This is a genomic window from Collinsella sp. BG-O-102, assembly GCF_023656745.1.
Classification (GTDB): Bacteria; Actinomycetota; Coriobacteriia; order Coriobacteriales; family Coriobacteriaceae; genus Collinsella.
Genome location: NZ_JAMOKO010000011.1, coordinates 1 through 17,138 on the forward strand (window position 1 = coordinate 1; position 17,138 = coordinate 17,138).

The following is a 17,138-nucleotide window of genomic DNA, read 5'->3' on the forward strand; positions in this document are numbered from 1 at the left end:
CTCTACGGGGCAGGGGCTGACGGCCGTCCGGGGCGGTCGGCCAGCGACCACCGGTACGGCTCAATCGTATAGCCGTGCAACGGAAAAGAGCCGCCCTTTCGGACGACTCAAACTGTAATGGGGTTAAAAAGACTGGGGGAGTACATGAGCTGGTGAGTGAGAACGTCGCTGAGCCAGTCGTTTGTTTCCAGACTGTGTATCTGCGCGTTGGAGAACCCGTCTCGCGCGCACGCCATGTTGTCAATGGGTTACAGTATGAACGGCGGTTATGTTTCCGCCAACGCACGAGAGGGTCGTCAACAAGGAGGATGCACGACGATGCAGCGTGCCAAACAGATATCAGAGTCCATCGAGCTTGGCATTATCTTGGCGCTCGCCGGTGGCTTTATGGACGTCTATTCGTACATTGGGCGCGATCATGTTTTCGCCAACGCGCAGACAGGCAACATCCTGCTCGTGGGCGTGAGCATCTCGGAGGGCAACTGGGCACTTGCGGGACGCTATTTCTTCCCCGTGGTGTCGTTTGCCGTGGGCATTATGCTTGCCGACCTGGTACACGAACGGTTTGGCAGCGTGATTCACTGGCGCCAAGTGACGGTGTTCTTTGAAGCCGTTATCTTGCTGGGCGTGAGCTTTATCCCCGGCGGCAATTTCAACCTGCTCGCCAACTGCCTCACCTCGTTTGCCTGCGGCATGCAAGTTGAGAGCTTCCGCAAGATCCACGGTCACGGCATCGCTACGACCATGTGTATCGGCAACTTGCGCAACGCGCTGCAAAACGTGGACGATTACATCATCACCCACAGGCGCGGCTTTTTGGAAAACGGCCTGCTGTACTTTGGCGTGATCTTTACCTTTGTGTTTGGCGCCGTGTTGGGCAACTGGTGCATTGAGCGCATGGGCCTGCACGCCATCGTCGTGGCGAGCTTGCTGCTGTTTGTCGCGTTTGCCATCATGTTCATCGACCGCGAGCGCGACTTGCGCTTACGCTGGAAGGTTGCGGCCGAGGCTTGGAAAGAGGGCTGCCGAAAGTAACCGAATGCGGCAAAGGGGCTGTCCCTTTGCCGCAATATTTTTCATCGTCTGTTGAAACGCTTTAAATAGTTTGACGTTCTCACGCGTTTTTTGTTTCAAAAGCGTTAGGATGGGACTCATAGCGTGGGGCGTAATGGATGCCCCGCACACGATGGGAGGCTATCAATGGCTAATCGTTTCGTTCTCAATACCATCTCTTATCATGGTTCCGGCGCCATCAAGGAGATCCCCGGCGAGCTCCAGCGTCGCGGCTACAAGAAGATCTTCGTCTGCTCCGACCCCGATCTGGTCAAGTTTGGCGTTACCGCTAAGGTGACCGACGAGCTCGACGCCGCCGGCATCGCTTGGAGCCTCTACTCCGAGATCAAGCCCAACCCCACGATTCAGAACGTCAAGGACGGCGTCGAGGCCTTCAAGGCCGCCGAGGCTGACGCTATCGTGACCATCGGTGGCGGCTCCTCCATGGACACCGCCAAGGCCATCGGCATCATCATCAACAACCCCGAGTTCGCCGATGTCCGCAGCCTCGAGGGCGTTGCTCCCACTAAGAACCACGCCGTGTTCACCATCGCCGTGCCGACGACCGCCGGTACCGCTGCCGAGGTGACCATCAACTACGTCATCACCGACCCCGAGAAGGTCCGCAAGTTCGTGTGCGTCGACACCAACGACGCCCCCGAGGTCGCCGTCGTCGACCCCGACATGATGGCTTCCATGCCCGCCGGCCTGACCGCCTCCACCGGCATGGACGCTCTGACCCACGCCATCGAGGGCTATACCACCAAGGGCGCTTGGGAGCTCTCCGACATGTTCCACTTTGAGGCCATCAAGCTGATCAGCGAGAACCTACGCGACTCCGTTGCCGAGGCCAAGTCCGGCCAGCCCGGCTCCGGCCGCGAGGGCATGGCCCTTGGCCAGTATGTCGCCGGCATGGGCTTCTCCAACGTTGGCCTGGGCATCGACCACGCAATGGCTCACACCCTGTCTGCTCACTACGACACCCCGCACGGCGTCGCTTGCGCCATGCTGCTGCCGATCGCCATGGAGTTCAACAAGCCGGTTTGCGCTGAGCGCCTGGCCAAGGTTGCCCTTGCCATGGGTGTTGACACCACGGGCATGAGCACCGACGAGGCTGCCGACGCCGCTATCGCCGCCGTCAAGCAGCTTTCCGCCGACGTGAATATCCCGCACGTCTGCGAGGCTATGAAGGCCGACGAGATCGAGGTTCTGGCCAAGGACGCCATGGCCGACGCCTGCTTCCCGGGTAACCCGCGCGAGGCAACGCTCGACGACGTCATCGAGCTCTTCAAGAAGATCTGCCCGGCTGCCTAGCCCAGTTTGGTGGTCCTTCGCCCGTAGGTGTATGGTCTTTTGACGTGCCGCTGGCCCCGCCGTGCTACGCACGGCGGGGCTTTTTGTGCTGCGTCGATGCCCTGAGACGGACAAAACCAAGGCGTACTGCCCGCTGCGGATAGGTGGTGCACTTCCCAGCGTGCATTTTTGGGAGTATTCAGCAAGCTCTTAAAAATGCATAACGTTTTGAATGGCCCGTAGTGGCCCGCAGGCGCCCATCGACAGCCATTGTGGGCGGGCTATCGATGAGTGGAGGGGGTTGTTACTGAGTTTTTGCTTTGCGACGACCTGCAACACTGCTGTAACCACGTCGTTTTGTCGTTCGTGATGGGGCCGTTGGGGCCCACGGTGCTGAATACTCCGTTTTTTGCACGGCCCAAGGTGGGGTACCCTGAGACGAAGCAAAAAGACTCCTCATTTCTATGCAGATACCGATAGGATTTATGCAAGATTGGGATTGTAAGCCGTGCGCGTGCGCAAAATCGGCGCGAGGACGTCTGGAGGTGGCTCGGCTCCCAGAGCCTTGCGCGTGCAGAACGGTTAAAATCGGGACTCGGTCTTAGTTTTGCTTGGAAGGATGCACATGGCTTCTGTAATCGATGCTTCTCTAGAGGAGACGCTCTCCTATATCGCGGGACAGCTTAAGACACTGACTTCTATTGCTTCGCCGACGGGCTATACCCGTGCGGCGACTGATTATCTGATGGAGACCCTGCGCGATATGGGGTTTGGGCCTGAGCGTTCCAATAAGGGTAACGTGCTCGTTGAGCTTGGTGGCGAGGGTGAGCCGCTCGTACTGGCGAGCCATGTCGATACCCTGGGCGCCATGGTGCGTTCCATTAAGGACAATGGTCGCCTGCGCCCCACGACGCTCGGCGGGCATCAGTGGTCTACGGCCGATGGCGAGAACTGCACCGTCTACACGCGCGACGGCAATGTCTACACGGGCGTGGTCCTCAATACCGAGCCTTCGGCGCATGTGGCCGACGAGCCGGTCAAGACCATCGAGAAGAACATGGAAATCCTGCTCGATGAGAATGTCGACAGCAAGGACGATGTGCTTGAGCTGGGCATTCAGACCGGCGACATCATCGCTATGGATCCGCGTACCACGGTGACGGAGAGCGGCTACATCAAGAGCCGCTTCCTGGATGACAAGCTGTCGGCGTCGATTCTGCTGGGTCTGGCCCGCGCTGTTGCTGACGGCGAGGTGTCGCTTTCGCGCAAGGTGTCGCTGCTCTTTACCGTGTACGAGGAGGTCGGCCACGGCGGTGCTTTCGTGCCGGCCGACACGCGCGAGATGATCAGCGTTGACATGGGCTGCGTGGGCGACGACCTGGGCTGCACCGAGCGCATGGTGTCGATTTGCGCCAAGGATTCGGGCGGTCCGTACAACTACGACCTGGTAACCACGCTGTCCAACATCGCGCGCGAGCTGGAGCTCGATTACGCCATCGATGTGTATCCGCACTACGGCTCGGACGTTGAGGCCACGCTCTCGGCCGGCTACGACATCCGTCACGGCCTGATCGGCCCCGGCGTGTACGCGAGCCACAACTACGAGCGCAGCCACATCGACGGCGTGCGCAATACCTACGAGCTGGTCCGCGCCTACGTACAACGCTAGCGATGCAGCGGCCTCGGCTGATACGGCAGTACCGACCGAGGCCGTCCTCTCTAAGTTGCGGTGAAATAGGGACTGTTTGGCGGTTTTAAACGCTTAAACAGTCCCTATTTCACCGCAATTTATGAAGGGGATGGGGCTACTTAAGTGCGCCGGTCACCGTGCCGCCGCCCAGGACGACGTCGCCGCGGTAGACGACGACGGCCTGGCCGGGGGCGATGGCTCGTTGCGGCTCGTCAAAAGTTAGCAGCATTTGCCCGTCTTCGTCACGCGTAAGGGTCGCTGCCTGGTCTTTCTGACGGTAGCGGTACTTGGCACCTACGCGAATGCCGCCGGCATCCAGCTCGGCCTCCATGCGTGCGTCCGGCGCGCTCCAGATCCACTCATCGGCCGTGAGGGCAGCGGCGGTCAGGTCCTCGGCCTCGCCCAGATGCACGGTGTTGTTAGCGGCGTCGACGCCCGTCACATACACGGGATGCGCCATCGCGACGCCCAGGCCCTTGCGCTGGCCGATGGTATAGCGCAGCGCGCCGTTGTGGCGCCCGACCACGCTGCCATCGCGCCATACGATGTCGCCCGGTGCAGCGGGATGTCCGCAGCGGCGCTCGATATAGCCCGCGTAGTCACCGTCTGGAATAAAGCAGATATCCTCGCTTTCGGCCTTCTTGGCGTTGGCAAAGCCCTGCTCGGCGGCAATCCGGCGCACGTCGCGCTCTTTGTCCAAGCCTGCCAGCGGAAAGATTGTGCGTGCCAGGCGCTCTTGCGTGAGCGAATACAAAAAGTAACTCTGGTCCTTTTTAGGGTCCTCGCCGCGGTGCAGCCGCCAGGTGCCGTCGGATGCCTGACTCGTTTTGGCGTAGTGACCTGTGGCGACGTAGTCGCAGCCCATGTCCAGCGCCGCATCGAGCAGCGCGCCAAACTTAATGTGGCGGTTGCAGATGATGCACGGGTTGGGCGTCAAACCCTCCTGATAGGCAGTCACAAATCGCTCGATAACATTGCGGTCGAAGGTCTGCTGCAGGTCGAGCACATGGTGGGGTATCCCCAGGCGCTCGGCGACGGCCTTTGCATCGGCGATGTCGCGGTCGACTTTGCTCATACCCGTTGCAGGATCGGGCGCGGGGCAGGTGAGGCGCATGGTGGCACCGACGCATTCGTAGCCCTGGCGCTTGAGCAGATACGCGGTCACGCTGGAATCGACGCCGCCACTCATGGCGACGAGCACGCGCTTGTTGTGCATGGGGAGGTTCTCCTTGGTGGCATGTGGCCAAAAAAGAAAAGCGGCGCGGGAGGCTGGTTCCGCGCCGCAGACATTGTAGCAAGTTCGGACGTCTCGTGGGACACCCTGATTGGATGGGCTCAGGCTGCCGGGAGAGAGGAGACCGGCTCGTCCCTGGGCTCAACCTATGGGCGACAGACCTTAGTCCTGGAACAGTGCCGTGGACAGGTAGCGCTCACCGGTATCGGCGAGCAGCGCCACGATGGTCTTGCCCTCGTTCTCGGGGCGCTTGGCCAGCTGCAGTGCGGCCCACACGGCGGCGCCGGACGAAATGCCCACGAGCACGCCCTCCTTGTGGCCCACGGCGCGGCCGGTGGCAAAGGCGTCGTCGTTCTCGACGGGGATGATCTCGTCGTAGACCTGGGTGTCGAGGACGTCGGGCACAAAGCCGGCGCCGATACCCTGGATCTTGTGCGGGCCGGCCTGGCCCTTGGAGAGCACTGGGGAAGTGGCGGGCTCGACGGCGACAACCTGAATCTCGGGGTTCTGCTCCTTGAGGAACTCGCCCACGCCGGTCACGGTGCCGCCGGTGCCAACGCCGGCGACGAAGATGTCGACCTTGCCGTCGGTGTCATCCCAGATCTCGGGGCCGGTCGTGGCCTTGTGGATGGCGGGGTTGGCGGGGTTTACAAACTGGCCGGCGATAATGCTGTTGGGTGTCTCCTTCTGCAGTTCCTCGGCCTTGGCGATGGCGCCCTTCATGCCCTTGGAGCCGTCGGTGAGCACGAGCTGTGCGCCGTATGCCTGCATAAGTTTGCGGCGCTCGACGGACATGGTCTCGGGCATGGTGATGATCACCTTGTAGCCGCGAGCCGCCGCCACCGAGGCGATGCCGACGCCGGTGTTGCCACTCGTGGGCTCGATGATGGTGTAGTCGCCGCCGCGCACGAGCTTGCCGGCCTTCTCGGCCTCGTCGATCATGTTCTTGGCGACGCGGTCTTTGACGGACCCGGCGGGGTTGAAGTATTCCAGCTTGACGAGCACGCGGGCCTTGAGGTCTTCATCGGCCTCAAAGTGAGTGAACTCCAGAAGCGGAGTGTGGCCGATAAGCTGATCGATGGACGTGTAAACATTGCTCATGGTGAACCTCCAAAGTGTTCAAATGACTGGATACCGTGTGGTTTTACGGTGTGTGTAACAGCGAAACCCACAAACCTTATAGGTTGTTCGTTTGCTGTTGGCAAGCATAGTAGGCACTAAAGCCTAGTAACGCAATAGGAAATAGAAGATTATTACGAGTCGATTAACCAGCTTGACGGGAATAGGTATTTTCAAAACCAATTTTTCGGCTAGAATTTCTACGAATTAAAAGACCGAAAGGCAGCAATATATATGTTGGTTTCCACAAAGGGCAGATATGCCCTGCGCGTTATGGTTGACCTGGCCGAGCACCAGGCGGCAGGCCGCATTCCCCTCAAAGAGATCGCGGCGCGTCAGGGGATTTCTGAGAAATATCTGGAGAACATTTTGGCTACGCTCGTCCGCGCCAATATGCTCTCGGGCATGCGCGGCAAGGGCGGCGGCTACGTGCTCACGCGTCCGCCCGAGCAGTACACGGTGGGCGAGATCTTGCGCCTGACCGAAGGCAGCCTGGCACCGGTCGCATGCCTGGACGGCGACTGCAAGGGCTGCTCGCGTTCGGACGAGTGTCCTACACTCGGCGTGTGGAAGAACCTGGACAAGCTCATCAACGACTACCTCGATGGCGTGACGCTCGATGCGCTCGTCGCCCCCAACGAGGGTTACGACTACGTCATCTAGCCCCACCTGCCATTTGGGGACGGGGCAGAAATGGTAGATTTTCTTGCCCTCTGAGGCTTGACAAATGACATGGCCGCCCATCGTTGCGATGGACGGCCTTCGTTTTGGCGTGTTGTGGCGGTCCGTATCTGGTCGCTTTAGTTCCTGGCGATGCTGTCGAGAATGCTGCGCATGATGGATACCAGGATGCTGCCCATAAAGGCCGATCCAAAGCCGGCAATGGAGATACCCGCTCCCAGCAGATTGACCGACAGGTAGCTGGCCAGCTCGAGCATAAAACTATTGACTACGAGCTGAAAAATACCAAGCGTGATAATAGTGAGCGGCAGTGAGATGACCGTCAGGAATGGTTTGACGAGCGAGTCGACGATGTTGAGGAACAGTCCCACGAAGGCAGAGCAGACCCAGGCATCGGCCATGCCGAAGGGCTGAATGCCGGGGACGAGAAACGTTGCAATCGCGATGGCGATTGAGGTCAAAAGCCAGTTGAGCAAAAAGCGCATGGTGGAGATCCTTTCTTGCGCAAGACGTGGCAAAGAGGCGTGAGAGGCGCATGCCTTTGCAACTCGGATAGATGCGCGGGCACGGTCCTGTTTGGGCGCCCATTGTCTCAGATATTCGTGGAGCTTGCGTGCGCATTCGGTTTCAAACCGGCGTTCGTCCTAAAAAACGCGCCGCTGGCAGAGAGTCTTGTCGCTTTAGTTTGGTGGTGTGCTACACTGCTACGGGCAAAAGCCACAGGCGTTGCCCTATTGCATAGAACGGGCGAGCGATGCCCGATGTCAGTATCAACTTCGATGCCTTTTGGCGGGTTTGGCGGTGATCGATGAATATCGAGAACATGTTTGACAAGCCTGATGTCAAGCAGCTGGTCCACGCATTTAGCCTTTTGGACGACGAGAAAGATATCCAAGCGTTTTTGACCGATATCTGCACGCCGCGCGAGATTTGCGATCTATCGCAGCGTCTGCAGGTCGCGCGTTACCTGGACGAGGGCGAGCCCTATGTCGAGGTTCAGGCGCGTACCGGCGCTTCGTCCACCACGGTGAGCCGTGTGTCCAAGGCGCTCAACGGCGAGTACGGTGGCTACCGCAAGATCCTCATTAAGCTGGAGGATGGCGAGTAAGCCGCGCCAAAAAACCGATTTGTACAAAACCGCTCCTCCGGGGGCGGTTTTTTGATCCCCTGGGGACGGAGGAAAACGGATCACGGGGTTAGACAGACCCCCTCGGTGATCCGTTTTCCTCCGTCCCCAAGGGATCAAATCTGTTGGCGTGGGGCAAATCTGTCCGCTTGGGCGGGTAGGATGGATGCATTGATTATTGCGAACAGTTTGAGCGGAGGACCATGCCTGTTCGAATCTATACCACCAATGACGGCACGGATTTGAGCGATGCCGAGTCGGCGTTGCTTGCCGATCTTATTGCCCGCCACGGGCGTGCCGTGTTGCTGGCACCTACGTTTGCCGAGCTCGACCTGTGCCGTCATGATGCGGCGGAAGCCGGCGTTTCGCTGGGTATCGACTACAAGACGCCTACATCGTGGCTTCGCTCGCTTTGGGAGCTTTTGGGCGACGGGCGCGGTTTCGTCGACAACCTGCAGCGCCAGATGCTGTTCTCGGACACGGTCACGCGTCTCGACGATGCCGACCTGCAGCCGCTTTCGCGCAGCCAGGGCACGGTGCGCATGCTTGCGCGCATGGCCCGCGATGTGCTGCCGGGTGTGGCGGGGACGACGGCCGAGCGATGCGGTGGCAACAATTGCCAGCCTGAGCCAAAAAGCGATGCCGAGGCTCGCGTGTTCGAGCTTTTGCGCGCCTACGCGGGCGGTTTGGATCGTCGAGATATGGTCGAGCCCTGCGAGGCGGCTGACATTATGGCCGGTGCCCTGGCCGATAACCTGCCGGCGTGCACCCGCGCCGTATGCGTGCGCGGTATCACGTCGTTTACGCACGGCCTGCTCGAGCTGCTGTCTGCCGTGGCGAACAATGGGGGAGAGGTCGTCGTGCTGCTTGCCCGCGAGCAGGCGGCGATGCGCGAGGAGCTTGCCGCGGCATTTGATGCCCGCGGCGTGCTGTTTGAGGCCGCGCCGCTGGAGGAGGATGCCGTCGCGCCTGATGTCGCTTGCGGGACTGCCGCTCAGCCTGTCTTTATTGAGGTCGCCGGTCCCCATGCCCGTGCTCATGTCTATGCGGACGCCATCGATAAGTTGGTGAAAGTGCACAAGGAGTCCAAGGCCGATAAAGCTACTGCAACGCCCGCCGACCCCGTGCGCGTGCTCGTTGTTTCTGCCCGGGCACCCCAGCTGTTCGGTGAGCTCGCCTCTCGTCTGGCGGCTCGTCATATCGCTGCCGAGACGGTTGAGTTCACGGCGTTTTCCCAATCCATTGCGGGCAGGCAATTTGCGGCGCTTGCCGGCCTGATCGAGCGCATGAAGGCCGCCGATGAGGGCGTGGCGTCAAAGACCGAGTGGTGGCCCGCGCCGGAGCTTACCGACTGGATCTACAGTCCGCTTTCGGGCGCTGATGCCGTCAATGCTCGTGCCTTCGATAAGAATATGCGTCTCTCGCGCAGCAAGACTACCGCGGGCGTTAAGAGCCTGCTGCAGAGCGTTCAGGGCCAGGTGAGGGGCGCGCGCAAGGCGGCGAGCGACGACAACTGGTTTAAGAACGTACCGTGTGTGGTTTCGGACGTGTTCCAAGCGCTGTGGCGTGACAAGCCCGTGACGGCGCTCAAGGCCATGCTTGCCGTTGCCGAGGCGTTGCCCGATCGCGCCCTTGGAGGCCTTGACGGTCAGGCTCGTCACCAGGCGGAGGTGGCCTTGCTGCGCCACGTCATCGAGATCCTTATGAATGGCGCCCGCGCGCTCGACGTGTCGCAGGCCGCGACCGTACCCGTGCTCGATGGCATTCGCACCAAGGTGGACAAGCGTAGCACCGCCTACGATTACGAGACCCACGAGGTTGACCGTGCGCCACGTGCTCAGGTTCGTTTTGCTTCGCTTGCCGATGCGGCAGCTCTGCGCCCCGGCAGCTACGATGCCGTGCTGTTTGCCGATGTCGATCTGGACAGCTATCCGCTCTCGCACGAGGAGGGGCCGCTGGCCACGCTGACGGCGAGCCTTGGTCGCGAGGGCGTGACGCTTGAGCCCGCGGCCTTGCTGCGCGCGCGCTTTGGCCACGCGATGCAGGCGTCACGTGGCTCGGTTGCGCTTGCCCGCGTGACGCACGATCGCCAGGCGCGCGAGTGCTATCCGGCTGCCGTGTGGACCGAGTTGCGGGCGCATGCCGAGGCCGCTGACAACGCTAAGGCCGCTGACGACGCTAAGGCCGCTGACAACGCTAAGGCCGCTGACGCCGACAAGGCGAAGTGCGTGGGTGAGGGTGATATCGTAAGGGACTTCGATCCCGCGGCAGGCGAAGGTCTCAAGCGCGAACGCGTGACCTGTGAAGCCCCTCAGCATCTGAGTGCCGAGGCCGTGCCGTATTTGGTCCTGCGTCGTCGCGATGGCGAGGGCGAGGACGCGCCACTCGTGCCGCGCCTGACGTCCGCCTCGCAGATCGAAGCCTATTCCACCTGCCCGCTGTGCTGGTTCGTCTCGTATCGCGTCAAACCTCAGTCCATCGATGCGGGCTTTGGCAACATGGAGAAGGGCAACTTTGTCCATGACGTGCTGGAGCACCTGCATGCACGTCTTCCGCAGGAGGGCATGGAGCGCGTGACGCCCATGAATCTGCCGCGCGCGAAGGAGCTGCTGCACGAGGTCTTTGCCGAGACCCTGGCTGAGCACGCCGGCAAGCGCGGTACCGAGGGCCCGCTGGTGCCGCTCTCTCCAGTGGAGGAGCGCCAAGTGGCCGAGATCTTGCCGCAACTGGAGGGCGTGCTCGCCTACGAGTCCGAGGCGCTCGCGCCCTTCGCGCCGCGCTACCTGGAGTTTGCGTTCAACGAGCTCCAGGTCGAGTATGCCGGCTGGCCGCTCGGCGGGCGCATCGACCGCGTGGATGTGGACGCCGAGAACCGCGCTGTGGTGATTGACTACAAGCATCGTTCGGGTGTCGAGGAGTTTAAGCTCGCCGACCCCACGGTGCGCGACGAGGAGTCGGGCGAGGCCCCCATCGACGATCCGCGCTGGCTGCCGCCCCATACCCAAACGCTCATCTACGCCCAGGCCATGCGCCGGGCGCTGGGTCTAGATGCCCGTGCGGCGCTCTATTTTTCGACCAAGGGCGGCAAGCCCGCACTGCGTGGTGCCGCAAGTGCCGAGTTGCTCGAGGAAGAGCGCGGCGACGGCCGCATTCCGGGCCTTAAGAAGGGCTTTCCGGGCGAGGGCGGCAACATGGACTTCGATGCGCTGCTCGACCGCGTGGAGGCCGGCATCGCCGAGCGCTTGCGCGAACTCGAGGCGGGCATCGTCGCCGCCGTCGACCCGACGTCGGCGCAAGCCGCGCATGCGCGCTGCTCGTATAACCACGAAGGAACGTTTGTAAGGAGGGACGTGTAGACCATGGATTTTTCGACCTTGATGCCGCAACAGCTGCAAGTCGTCAAAACGCTCGACCGCCCGCTGTTTGTCTCGGCAGGTGCCGGCTCGGGCAAGACCTTTACCCTCACGCGCCGCATCGTCTATGCGCTCTCGCCCGAATCCGGTCCGTTTGTCGAGCATCTGGACCAGGTGCTCGCCATTACCTTTACCAAAGACGCCGCGGCCGAGATTCGCGACCGCGTGCGCCGTGCGCTTATCGAAGAGGGTATGGACGAGGAGGCCCTGACCGTCGACGACGCTTGGATCTCGACTATTCACGGCATGTGCTCGCGTATCCTGCGCGCGCATGCGCTGGAGCTGGGCATCGATCCTGAGTTCACGGTGCTCACCGATACCGATGAGCTTATGGATCAGGCTGTCGAGCATGTGCTGGGGCGCGCGACGGCGCCCGATGCCGCGCCCCAGCTCGCCGCCTCGCTTAAGGCCCTCTACGCCTGGTATCCCATGGCGGGCGAGGGCGGGTCGTTTGGCGCCGGTACCACCATCAAAGGCCTGGTGCGCGACCTGTTGGAGCTATCGAGCCAGCTGCCGGGCGGCATGGACGATGTGTGCGTGGCGCGCGGCCAGGCCGACACCTCGGCGCTTGCCGATGCCTATCGTGCGGCGCTGGGCGCAAGCAAGGCCACGACCGAGAAAGCGCAGGCGGCACTCGACGCCATCGACGCGTTTGAGGCGAGCGGCAAAACCATGGAGGATGCGGCGCGACTCATGATGTCGTGCAGCATGCCACGCGCGAGCAAGGCGTTTCCTAAGGAGCAGGTGGAGCTACTCAAGGCCGAGGCGGCTGATGCGTTTATCAATATCGTGCTTGCCTGCGGCGGTCCGGCGGTCGATGCGCTGGTGGGGCTTGCCCGTGCTGTGGAGGCGGAGTACCGCGCGCTCAAGGCCGGCCAGTCCGCGCTCGATAACAACGACCTGCTGCGCATGGCGTACGAGGCGCTGCGCGACTACCCGGCTATTCGAGCTGCCTATGAGGACCGCTTTAAGATGGTCATGATTGACGAGTTCCAGGATACCGACCAGATGCAGGTCGATCTGATTCGCTATCTGACGGGTGCGGGGGAGCGCGCGCTGTGCACCGTGGGCGATGCGCAGCAGTCGATCTATCGCTTCCGAGGCGCCGAGGTCGAGGTGTTCCGTCGCCAAGAGCGCAAGGTGGGCTCCTCTGCTGCGCCCGAGGCGACTGCCGTGGCCGACGCCCCTGCTGGCGAGCTCGTCAAGCTTGTGCGCAACTTCCGCAGCCATGACGAGGTGCTGCGTTACGTAGCACGCGTCTTCGACGGCGATACCGGTGGTTTGATGCAGGGGTTCTTGGATCTTGAGCCGAGTGACGATCGCGAGGACAAGTTCAAGGCAAAGGCTTCGCGCCGCCAGGCGCTGCTCGTTGCCGGCGGCAGCACCCAGGAACGAACGCAGGCGAAAGCCCGTGCGATTGCGGAGCGGTTCCAAGCGCTCGTTAAAGCGGGCCAGCCCCAGGGCAGCATGGTGTTGTTGCTGGGCCGTATGACTAATGCCGACGTCTACGCGCAGGCTTTCCGCGACCAGGGACTCGACTGCGTTATCGCGGGCGGCTCGGTCTTTGCCCAGGCAGCCGAGGTGCAGACGGTGCGTGCCCTGGTCTGCGCGCTCGCCAATCCGGCTGATACGGCCCAAGGTCTTATGCCGTTGCTGGCCTCGCCGATGTTTGCACTCGGCGTCCAGGAGTTCCTGGCGCTGGCGACCAAGCTCGACGAGCGGACGGGCGAGACGTCGCGCCGCAATATCGATGTGGGCATCATGAGCGATTCCGATGTGCCGGGTTTGCAGAACCTGCCGCTCGTGACGCGTGCCCGCGAGGTACTGCGCTACGCGCTTCGTCGCGTGGGACGCGATTCGTTCGCCGCCATCGCGCGCGACGCGGTCAATGCCTCCGGCTGGTTCGTGCGTCTGGCGCAGCGCGGCCCCGAGGGGAAGGCCATTGCCGCCAACGTGCTCAAGGCGCTCGACGCCGTGACCGAGGCAGAGGCCGAGCTCGGCAACTCGCCGCGCTCCATCGCGCTCGCCTTCGACCGCTTCTTGGCGGGCAAGGAGGCCCCGGGCGCGCTCAACGAGGAGGGCGACGGCGCGGTGCGCATCATGACCGTGCATGCGTCCAAGGGTCTGGAGTATCCGGTCGTAGCGGTTGCCGAGTGTTTTGGCGTGCGCAAATCGTCCGGTGCGGCACAGATGGGTCGCGTCGACGGTGGGGCGCATGTCGTGGCGCTGCCGGCGCGCTTCGATGGCGTTAAGCTTGCCGACGGGACCTTCGTGAAGGGCGATGACGTCAAAAAGCAGTTTGAACACGCGTTTAAGGGCAAGGGCACGTCGCTGTGGCTGCCGCCAGAGCTTATGGAGGACGTATGCGCGACGGGCTCTCCCGCCGAGGCATTTGCTCGCCTGCGCAACGACGACCTGCGGCTTTCGCTCGAGGAGCGGGCCCGCCTGCTCTATGTCGCCATGACGCGTGCGCGCGAGCTGGTGATCTTGGCGATGGATGCCGGCGTGAGCCGCGGCAAGGTGACGGCGCCGACCTTCGACGTCGAGACCGATCTGACCTATGACGTGCTGCGTCGTATTCTGCCGACGGACGGCCTGGACACGCCGCAGCTCGATAGCGACCGCCTGGTGTTCGACAACTCCCAGCCGGGCGACTACGAGCTCATTTCGCTCGCGGACTTTACCTTTGGCGAGCGGGCGTTTGAGGCCAACGCTTCGCTGGATGCCGAGGGTAGGCTCGTTCGCGGCGATGCGGAGCCGGAGGGTGCCGGTGCGGATGCCCGCGCCGCCGTTCCCGGTCCTGCCGACCCCGAGCCCGATTCGTTTGAGCTTGTGTATCCCCAGGCAGTGGGCGTGCGCATGGGCACCTGTCCATTCCCGGCGCGTGACTCATATAGCTACTCGTCAATCGCCGCGGCACTGCATGCCGAGACGGAAGACCGTGCCGCCGAGACGCGCGTGCCCATGGACGAGGCTGGCGATGATGCGGAGTCGGATGGTTCCGAGATGACGGATGCAGACGTGGCCGCCGTTGAGCCCGCCGGCAACCCTATGGCGCTGGGCTCGGCGTTCCATGCCGCCTGCCAGTGGCTGATCGAGATGGGTTCCGATGCACTGCCCGCTGAGCGTGCCGATGCGCTGGCGCGTCTGTGGTGCCTGACGCCGGAGCAGCGCGAACGCTTCGACGTTGCCCTGGACCGCTGGCTCAAGTCGGCTGTTCGTGCCGACCTGCTCGCGTGGCCGTGCGTTCGCGCCGAGGTGCCGTTCTTTTCACTGGGCTGCGAGGACGAGGACATTGCCCGCTACGGTGTCTATGCCGAGGGCGCCATCGATGCACTGGCGACCGACCCGGCCGATCCGTCGCGCGCACTGGTCATCGATTACAAGACAGGTGGCACGCCGGATGAGACGCCGGACCAGCTGCTCGAGAAGCACGCCCTGCAGGCGCGCGTCTACGCCGATGTGTTGCACAAGGCGGGCTTTGAGGCCGTGACCGTCAAGTTCGTCCGCGTGGAGCAGGCGAATCCAGCCATCTTCGTCGAACCCGCCGAACCTCAAGTGGTCACCTACAACCTCTAGCCACCTCAGGCTTTACGGTGCTATTTGGGTAGTTTTGCGGCTGTAAAGCCCTCAATCGTCCAAATGGCACCGCAACGCATGGGAGAGCCTGGGGCGTTACAATGACTCGAACGGTTCAAACGAATAAGGAGCCATCATGCAGCTCACCAAAACGCTTAAGGTGACACCGGAGGAGCTTTTTGACGCTCTGGCGGGGTCCATCATGCAGGATATCGAGAACGCCACGGGCAAGCGTCCCAGCCGCAACAAGCTCAACGGCTATAAGTACGAGAAGCGCGCCCAGTCCGCAAAAGGCAAGGCCAAGGGCACGGCGATCAAGGTTAAGATCAAGCACTTTGACTACCCGTGCCTCTATGAGGTCCGTTTTCAGTATGCGGCGGGCATCAATACCATGCGCTATGAGGCTGCACCTGCTGGCGATGGTGCCTGCGAGCTCACCTATACCGAGGATTTTCAGGGCGTGGGTGGCAACACGTCTGGCACGCGCGGCAAGCTCGGCCTCTTCTTCTATGAGCGCAAGCTCAAGAGCCACGCCAACCAGACGATTGATCAAATCGTCAAATACATCGAGGGTGAGCGTCGCGTAAAGGCTAATCCCGCCTTCGCCGATGATACTGCCGAAAACGCTTCGGATGTACTCCATTGATACCCTGTGCAAAAGCTTTACCGCTCTTCACATCAACTGTGAACACTTCAGGTTTCGAATCAGTAGCGAGCGGCCCGACAAAAATAGTTGTTGGTAGTGCCAAATGAATAAGAATGCCACTACGCAACTGCACGTCTATTCCGCCTTTTTCGTTCTCACGGGATTTGTTTTAAATCGGGGAGTGTTTCTACTTTTCCTTGCGGAGAAAGGAATGTCTGTCACGGAAATCGCGCTTTATCAAGCCCTGTTCAACATAGCAACGGTCGTCCTCGAGCTGCCAACAGGGCTGATAGGCGATTTCTTTGGAAAGAAGTTTTCGATTCAAGTGGGCGTGCTGCTGCTTTTCTTCCATACCGCCGGCATGCTGTTGCTCTCAGGCCCCTTTCTTGTCGTGCTTTCCCTTGTTGAGGCACTCGCCTACTCCCTTCAATCGGGATCCGAACAAGCACTTTTATATGAAATTGCCCGAAATGCCGGTCAAGGAGAGCGCTTCCTCACCATCAACGCTCGGCTGCTTGCCGCGCAATCAATCGCTACGGGAATGGCAATTGTGCTCGGATCTTTCATTGCCCAAGTATCTTGGAGTGCCCTCTACGTATGTGTCTCCGTTTTCTATCTCCTGCAGCTTTTCCTTCTGTATCCCATTGAGAGGACGGAAACGACCCGTTCTGAAAGATCAGAAAAGGGGAGGTTTGACGCAGCCAAGATGTTCAGGCGCGAGACCTGGCGCGTTGGAGAATCCGCTTTTGCGGTATTGCTTCTCCTCATCGGCACAAGCATGCTCGACGGATTCTACGGGAGTTATTACAACTTGAATCAGTTGGTATTCGACGCATTTGATGCTCCCGTCTCCATAATAGGAATCTTTTTCGGTGCATCCTATGCAGTAAATGCGACGGCCTACATTGCAGCAGATTTCTTCTCATCGCGTTTCGGGAAAAGAAATACCATGCTCGTCTCGATGCTAATCGAGGCTGGCCTTTTCTTGATTCTTCCGTGGCTCGCTTCAAATCCTCTGTGCTTGTTTGGCCTTAGCATGGCGCTTTGTTTCCTCCCAGAAGTGGTGTACATCACTTCGGAAAACTTAATCCAAGACGCGATAGCGGACGATCTCCGCGCGACGATCCTTTCCGTCGCATCTCTGGTAAGGGCCTTCTTTTCCGCAATGTTTTTCTTCATATTTGGACATGTGTTGGGGTTATATCCCATTCAGATAGCGCTCGGTATTATTGGTGCAATCGCGATAGCAATTACCGCCGTTGTTTCATTAAAAATGGTAGGAATGCAGGTCTCCAAGAATTGAT

Annotated in this window: 12 protein-coding genes; 9 read left to right on the plus strand and 3 right to left on the minus strand. The window is 61.0% G+C overall.

The window, feature by feature from the left end:
- The first annotated feature begins 318 nt into the window (after positions 1–318).
- The 3 genes from NBH09_RS06635 to NBH09_RS06645 all read left to right on the plus strand — a co-directional run bounded on the left by NBH09_RS06635 (position 319) and on the right by NBH09_RS06645 (position 4,015).
- Positions 319–1,035, plus strand: a complete 717-nt coding sequence (locus NBH09_RS06635) for a YoaK family protein (protein ID WP_055310199.1) — start codon at positions 319–321, stop codon at positions 1,033–1,035.
- A gap of 165 nt (positions 1,036–1,200) precedes the next feature.
- The gene (gene fucO, locus NBH09_RS06640; protein ID WP_195234670.1) at positions 1,201–2,367 is read left to right on the plus strand and encodes a lactaldehyde reductase; all 1,167 of its coding nucleotides are present in this window, start codon (positions 1,201–1,203) and stop codon (positions 2,365–2,367) included.
- Positions 2,368–2,971: 604 nt separating this feature from the next.
- A complete protein-coding gene (locus NBH09_RS06645) occupies positions 2,972–4,015 on the plus strand; it encodes a M42 family metallopeptidase (RefSeq protein ID WP_250787427.1) in 1,044 nt (347 codons plus the stop codon).
- Between the two features lie 136 nt (positions 4,016–4,151).
- Here NBH09_RS06645 and mnmA read toward each other — a convergent pair whose 3' ends face one another.
- A complete protein-coding gene (gene mnmA, locus NBH09_RS06650; RefSeq protein ID WP_284703122.1) occupies positions 4,152–5,375 on the minus strand; it encodes a tRNA 2-thiouridine(34) synthase MnmA in 1,224 nt (407 codons plus the stop codon).
- Positions 5,376–5,432: 57 nt separating this feature from the next.
- On the minus strand, positions 5,433–6,371 hold the full coding sequence (cysK, locus tag NBH09_RS06655; RefSeq protein ID WP_250787430.1) for a cysteine synthase A: 939 nt from the start codon (positions 6,369–6,371) through the stop codon (positions 5,433–5,435).
- A 252-nt stretch (positions 6,372–6,623) separates the two neighbouring features.
- On the opposite strand from cysK, the gene NBH09_RS06660 reads away from it, so the two are divergent.
- Positions 6,624–7,052 carry an RrF2 family transcriptional regulator gene (locus NBH09_RS06660; RefSeq protein ID WP_250787431.1) on the plus strand — a complete coding sequence of 143 codons (429 nt, stop codon included), beginning with the start codon at positions 6,624–6,626 and terminating at the stop codon, positions 7,050–7,052.
- 137 nt (positions 7,053–7,189) lie between these two features.
- On the opposite strand, the gene NBH09_RS06665 is transcribed toward NBH09_RS06660, so the two are convergent.
- Positions 7,190–7,555 carry a phage holin family protein gene (locus NBH09_RS06665; RefSeq protein WP_250787433.1) on the minus strand — a complete coding sequence of 122 codons (366 nt, stop codon included), beginning with the start codon at positions 7,553–7,555 and terminating at the stop codon, positions 7,190–7,192.
- Between the two features lie 323 nt (positions 7,556–7,878).
- On the opposite strand from NBH09_RS06665, the gene NBH09_RS06670 reads away from it, so the two are divergent.
- The 5 genes from NBH09_RS06670 to NBH09_RS06690 all read left to right on the plus strand — a co-directional run bounded on the left by NBH09_RS06670 (position 7,879) and on the right by NBH09_RS06690 (position 17,137).
- Complete coding sequence (locus NBH09_RS06670; RefSeq protein WP_022094855.1) at positions 7,879–8,178, plus strand: YerC/YecD family TrpR-related protein; 300 nt, start codon at positions 7,879–7,881, stop codon at positions 8,176–8,178.
- 221 nt (positions 8,179–8,399) lie between these two features.
- Positions 8,400–11,552 (plus strand): PD-(D/E)XK nuclease family protein, encoded by a 3,153-nt coding sequence (locus NBH09_RS06675; protein WP_250787434.1) that lies wholly within the window; start codon positions 8,400–8,402, stop codon positions 11,550–11,552.
- 3 nt (positions 11,553–11,555) lie between these two features.
- Complete coding sequence (locus NBH09_RS06680) at positions 11,556–15,188, plus strand: UvrD-helicase domain-containing protein (protein ID WP_250787436.1); 3,633 nt, start codon at positions 11,556–11,558, stop codon at positions 15,186–15,188.
- 136 nt (positions 15,189–15,324) lie between these two features.
- Entirely contained in the window at positions 15,325–15,834 is a 510-nt protein-coding gene (locus tag NBH09_RS06685) for a DUF3284 domain-containing protein (RefSeq protein WP_250787438.1), read from the plus strand.
- A gap of 103 nt (positions 15,835–15,937) precedes the next feature.
- A complete protein-coding gene (locus tag NBH09_RS06690) occupies positions 15,938–17,137 on the plus strand; it encodes an MFS transporter (protein WP_250787440.1) in 1,200 nt (399 codons plus the stop codon).
- The last annotated feature ends 1 nt before the right edge of the window (position 17,138 follow it).

Excerpts from the sequence above, each read along its gene's own strand:
- NBH09_RS06670 (WP_022094855.1), top strand. The coding sequence starts at position 7,879 with ATGAATATCGAGAACATGTTTGACAAGCCTGATGTCAAGCAGCTGGTC.
- cysK (WP_250787430.1), bottom strand. The coding sequence starts at position 6,371 with ATGAGCAATGTTTACACGTCCATCGATCAGCTTATCGGCCACACTCCG.
- NBH09_RS06680 (WP_250787436.1), top strand. The coding sequence starts at position 11,556 with ATGGATTTTTCGACCTTGATGCCGCAACAGCTGCAAGTCGTCAAAACG.
- NBH09_RS06645 (WP_250787427.1), top strand. The coding sequence starts at position 2,972 with ATGGCTTCTGTAATCGATGCTTCTCTAGAGGAGACGCTCTCCTATATC.
- NBH09_RS06660 (WP_250787431.1), top strand. The coding sequence starts at position 6,624 with ATGTTGGTTTCCACAAAGGGCAGATATGCCCTGCGCGTTATGGTTGAC.
- NBH09_RS06635 (WP_055310199.1), top strand. The coding sequence starts at position 319 with ATGCAGCGTGCCAAACAGATATCAGAGTCCATCGAGCTTGGCATTATC.
- fucO (WP_195234670.1), top strand. The coding sequence starts at position 1,201 with ATGGCTAATCGTTTCGTTCTCAATACCATCTCTTATCATGGTTCCGGC.
- NBH09_RS06685 (WP_250787438.1), top strand. The coding sequence starts at position 15,325 with ATGCAGCTCACCAAAACGCTTAAGGTGACACCGGAGGAGCTTTTTGAC.
- NBH09_RS06690 (WP_250787440.1), top strand. The coding sequence starts at position 15,938 with ATGAATAAGAATGCCACTACGCAACTGCACGTCTATTCCGCCTTTTTC.
- NBH09_RS06665 (WP_250787433.1), bottom strand. The coding sequence starts at position 7,555 with ATGCGCTTTTTGCTCAACTGGCTTTTGACCTCAATCGCCATCGCGATT.
- NBH09_RS06675 (WP_250787434.1), top strand. The coding sequence starts at position 8,400 with ATGCCTGTTCGAATCTATACCACCAATGACGGCACGGATTTGAGCGAT.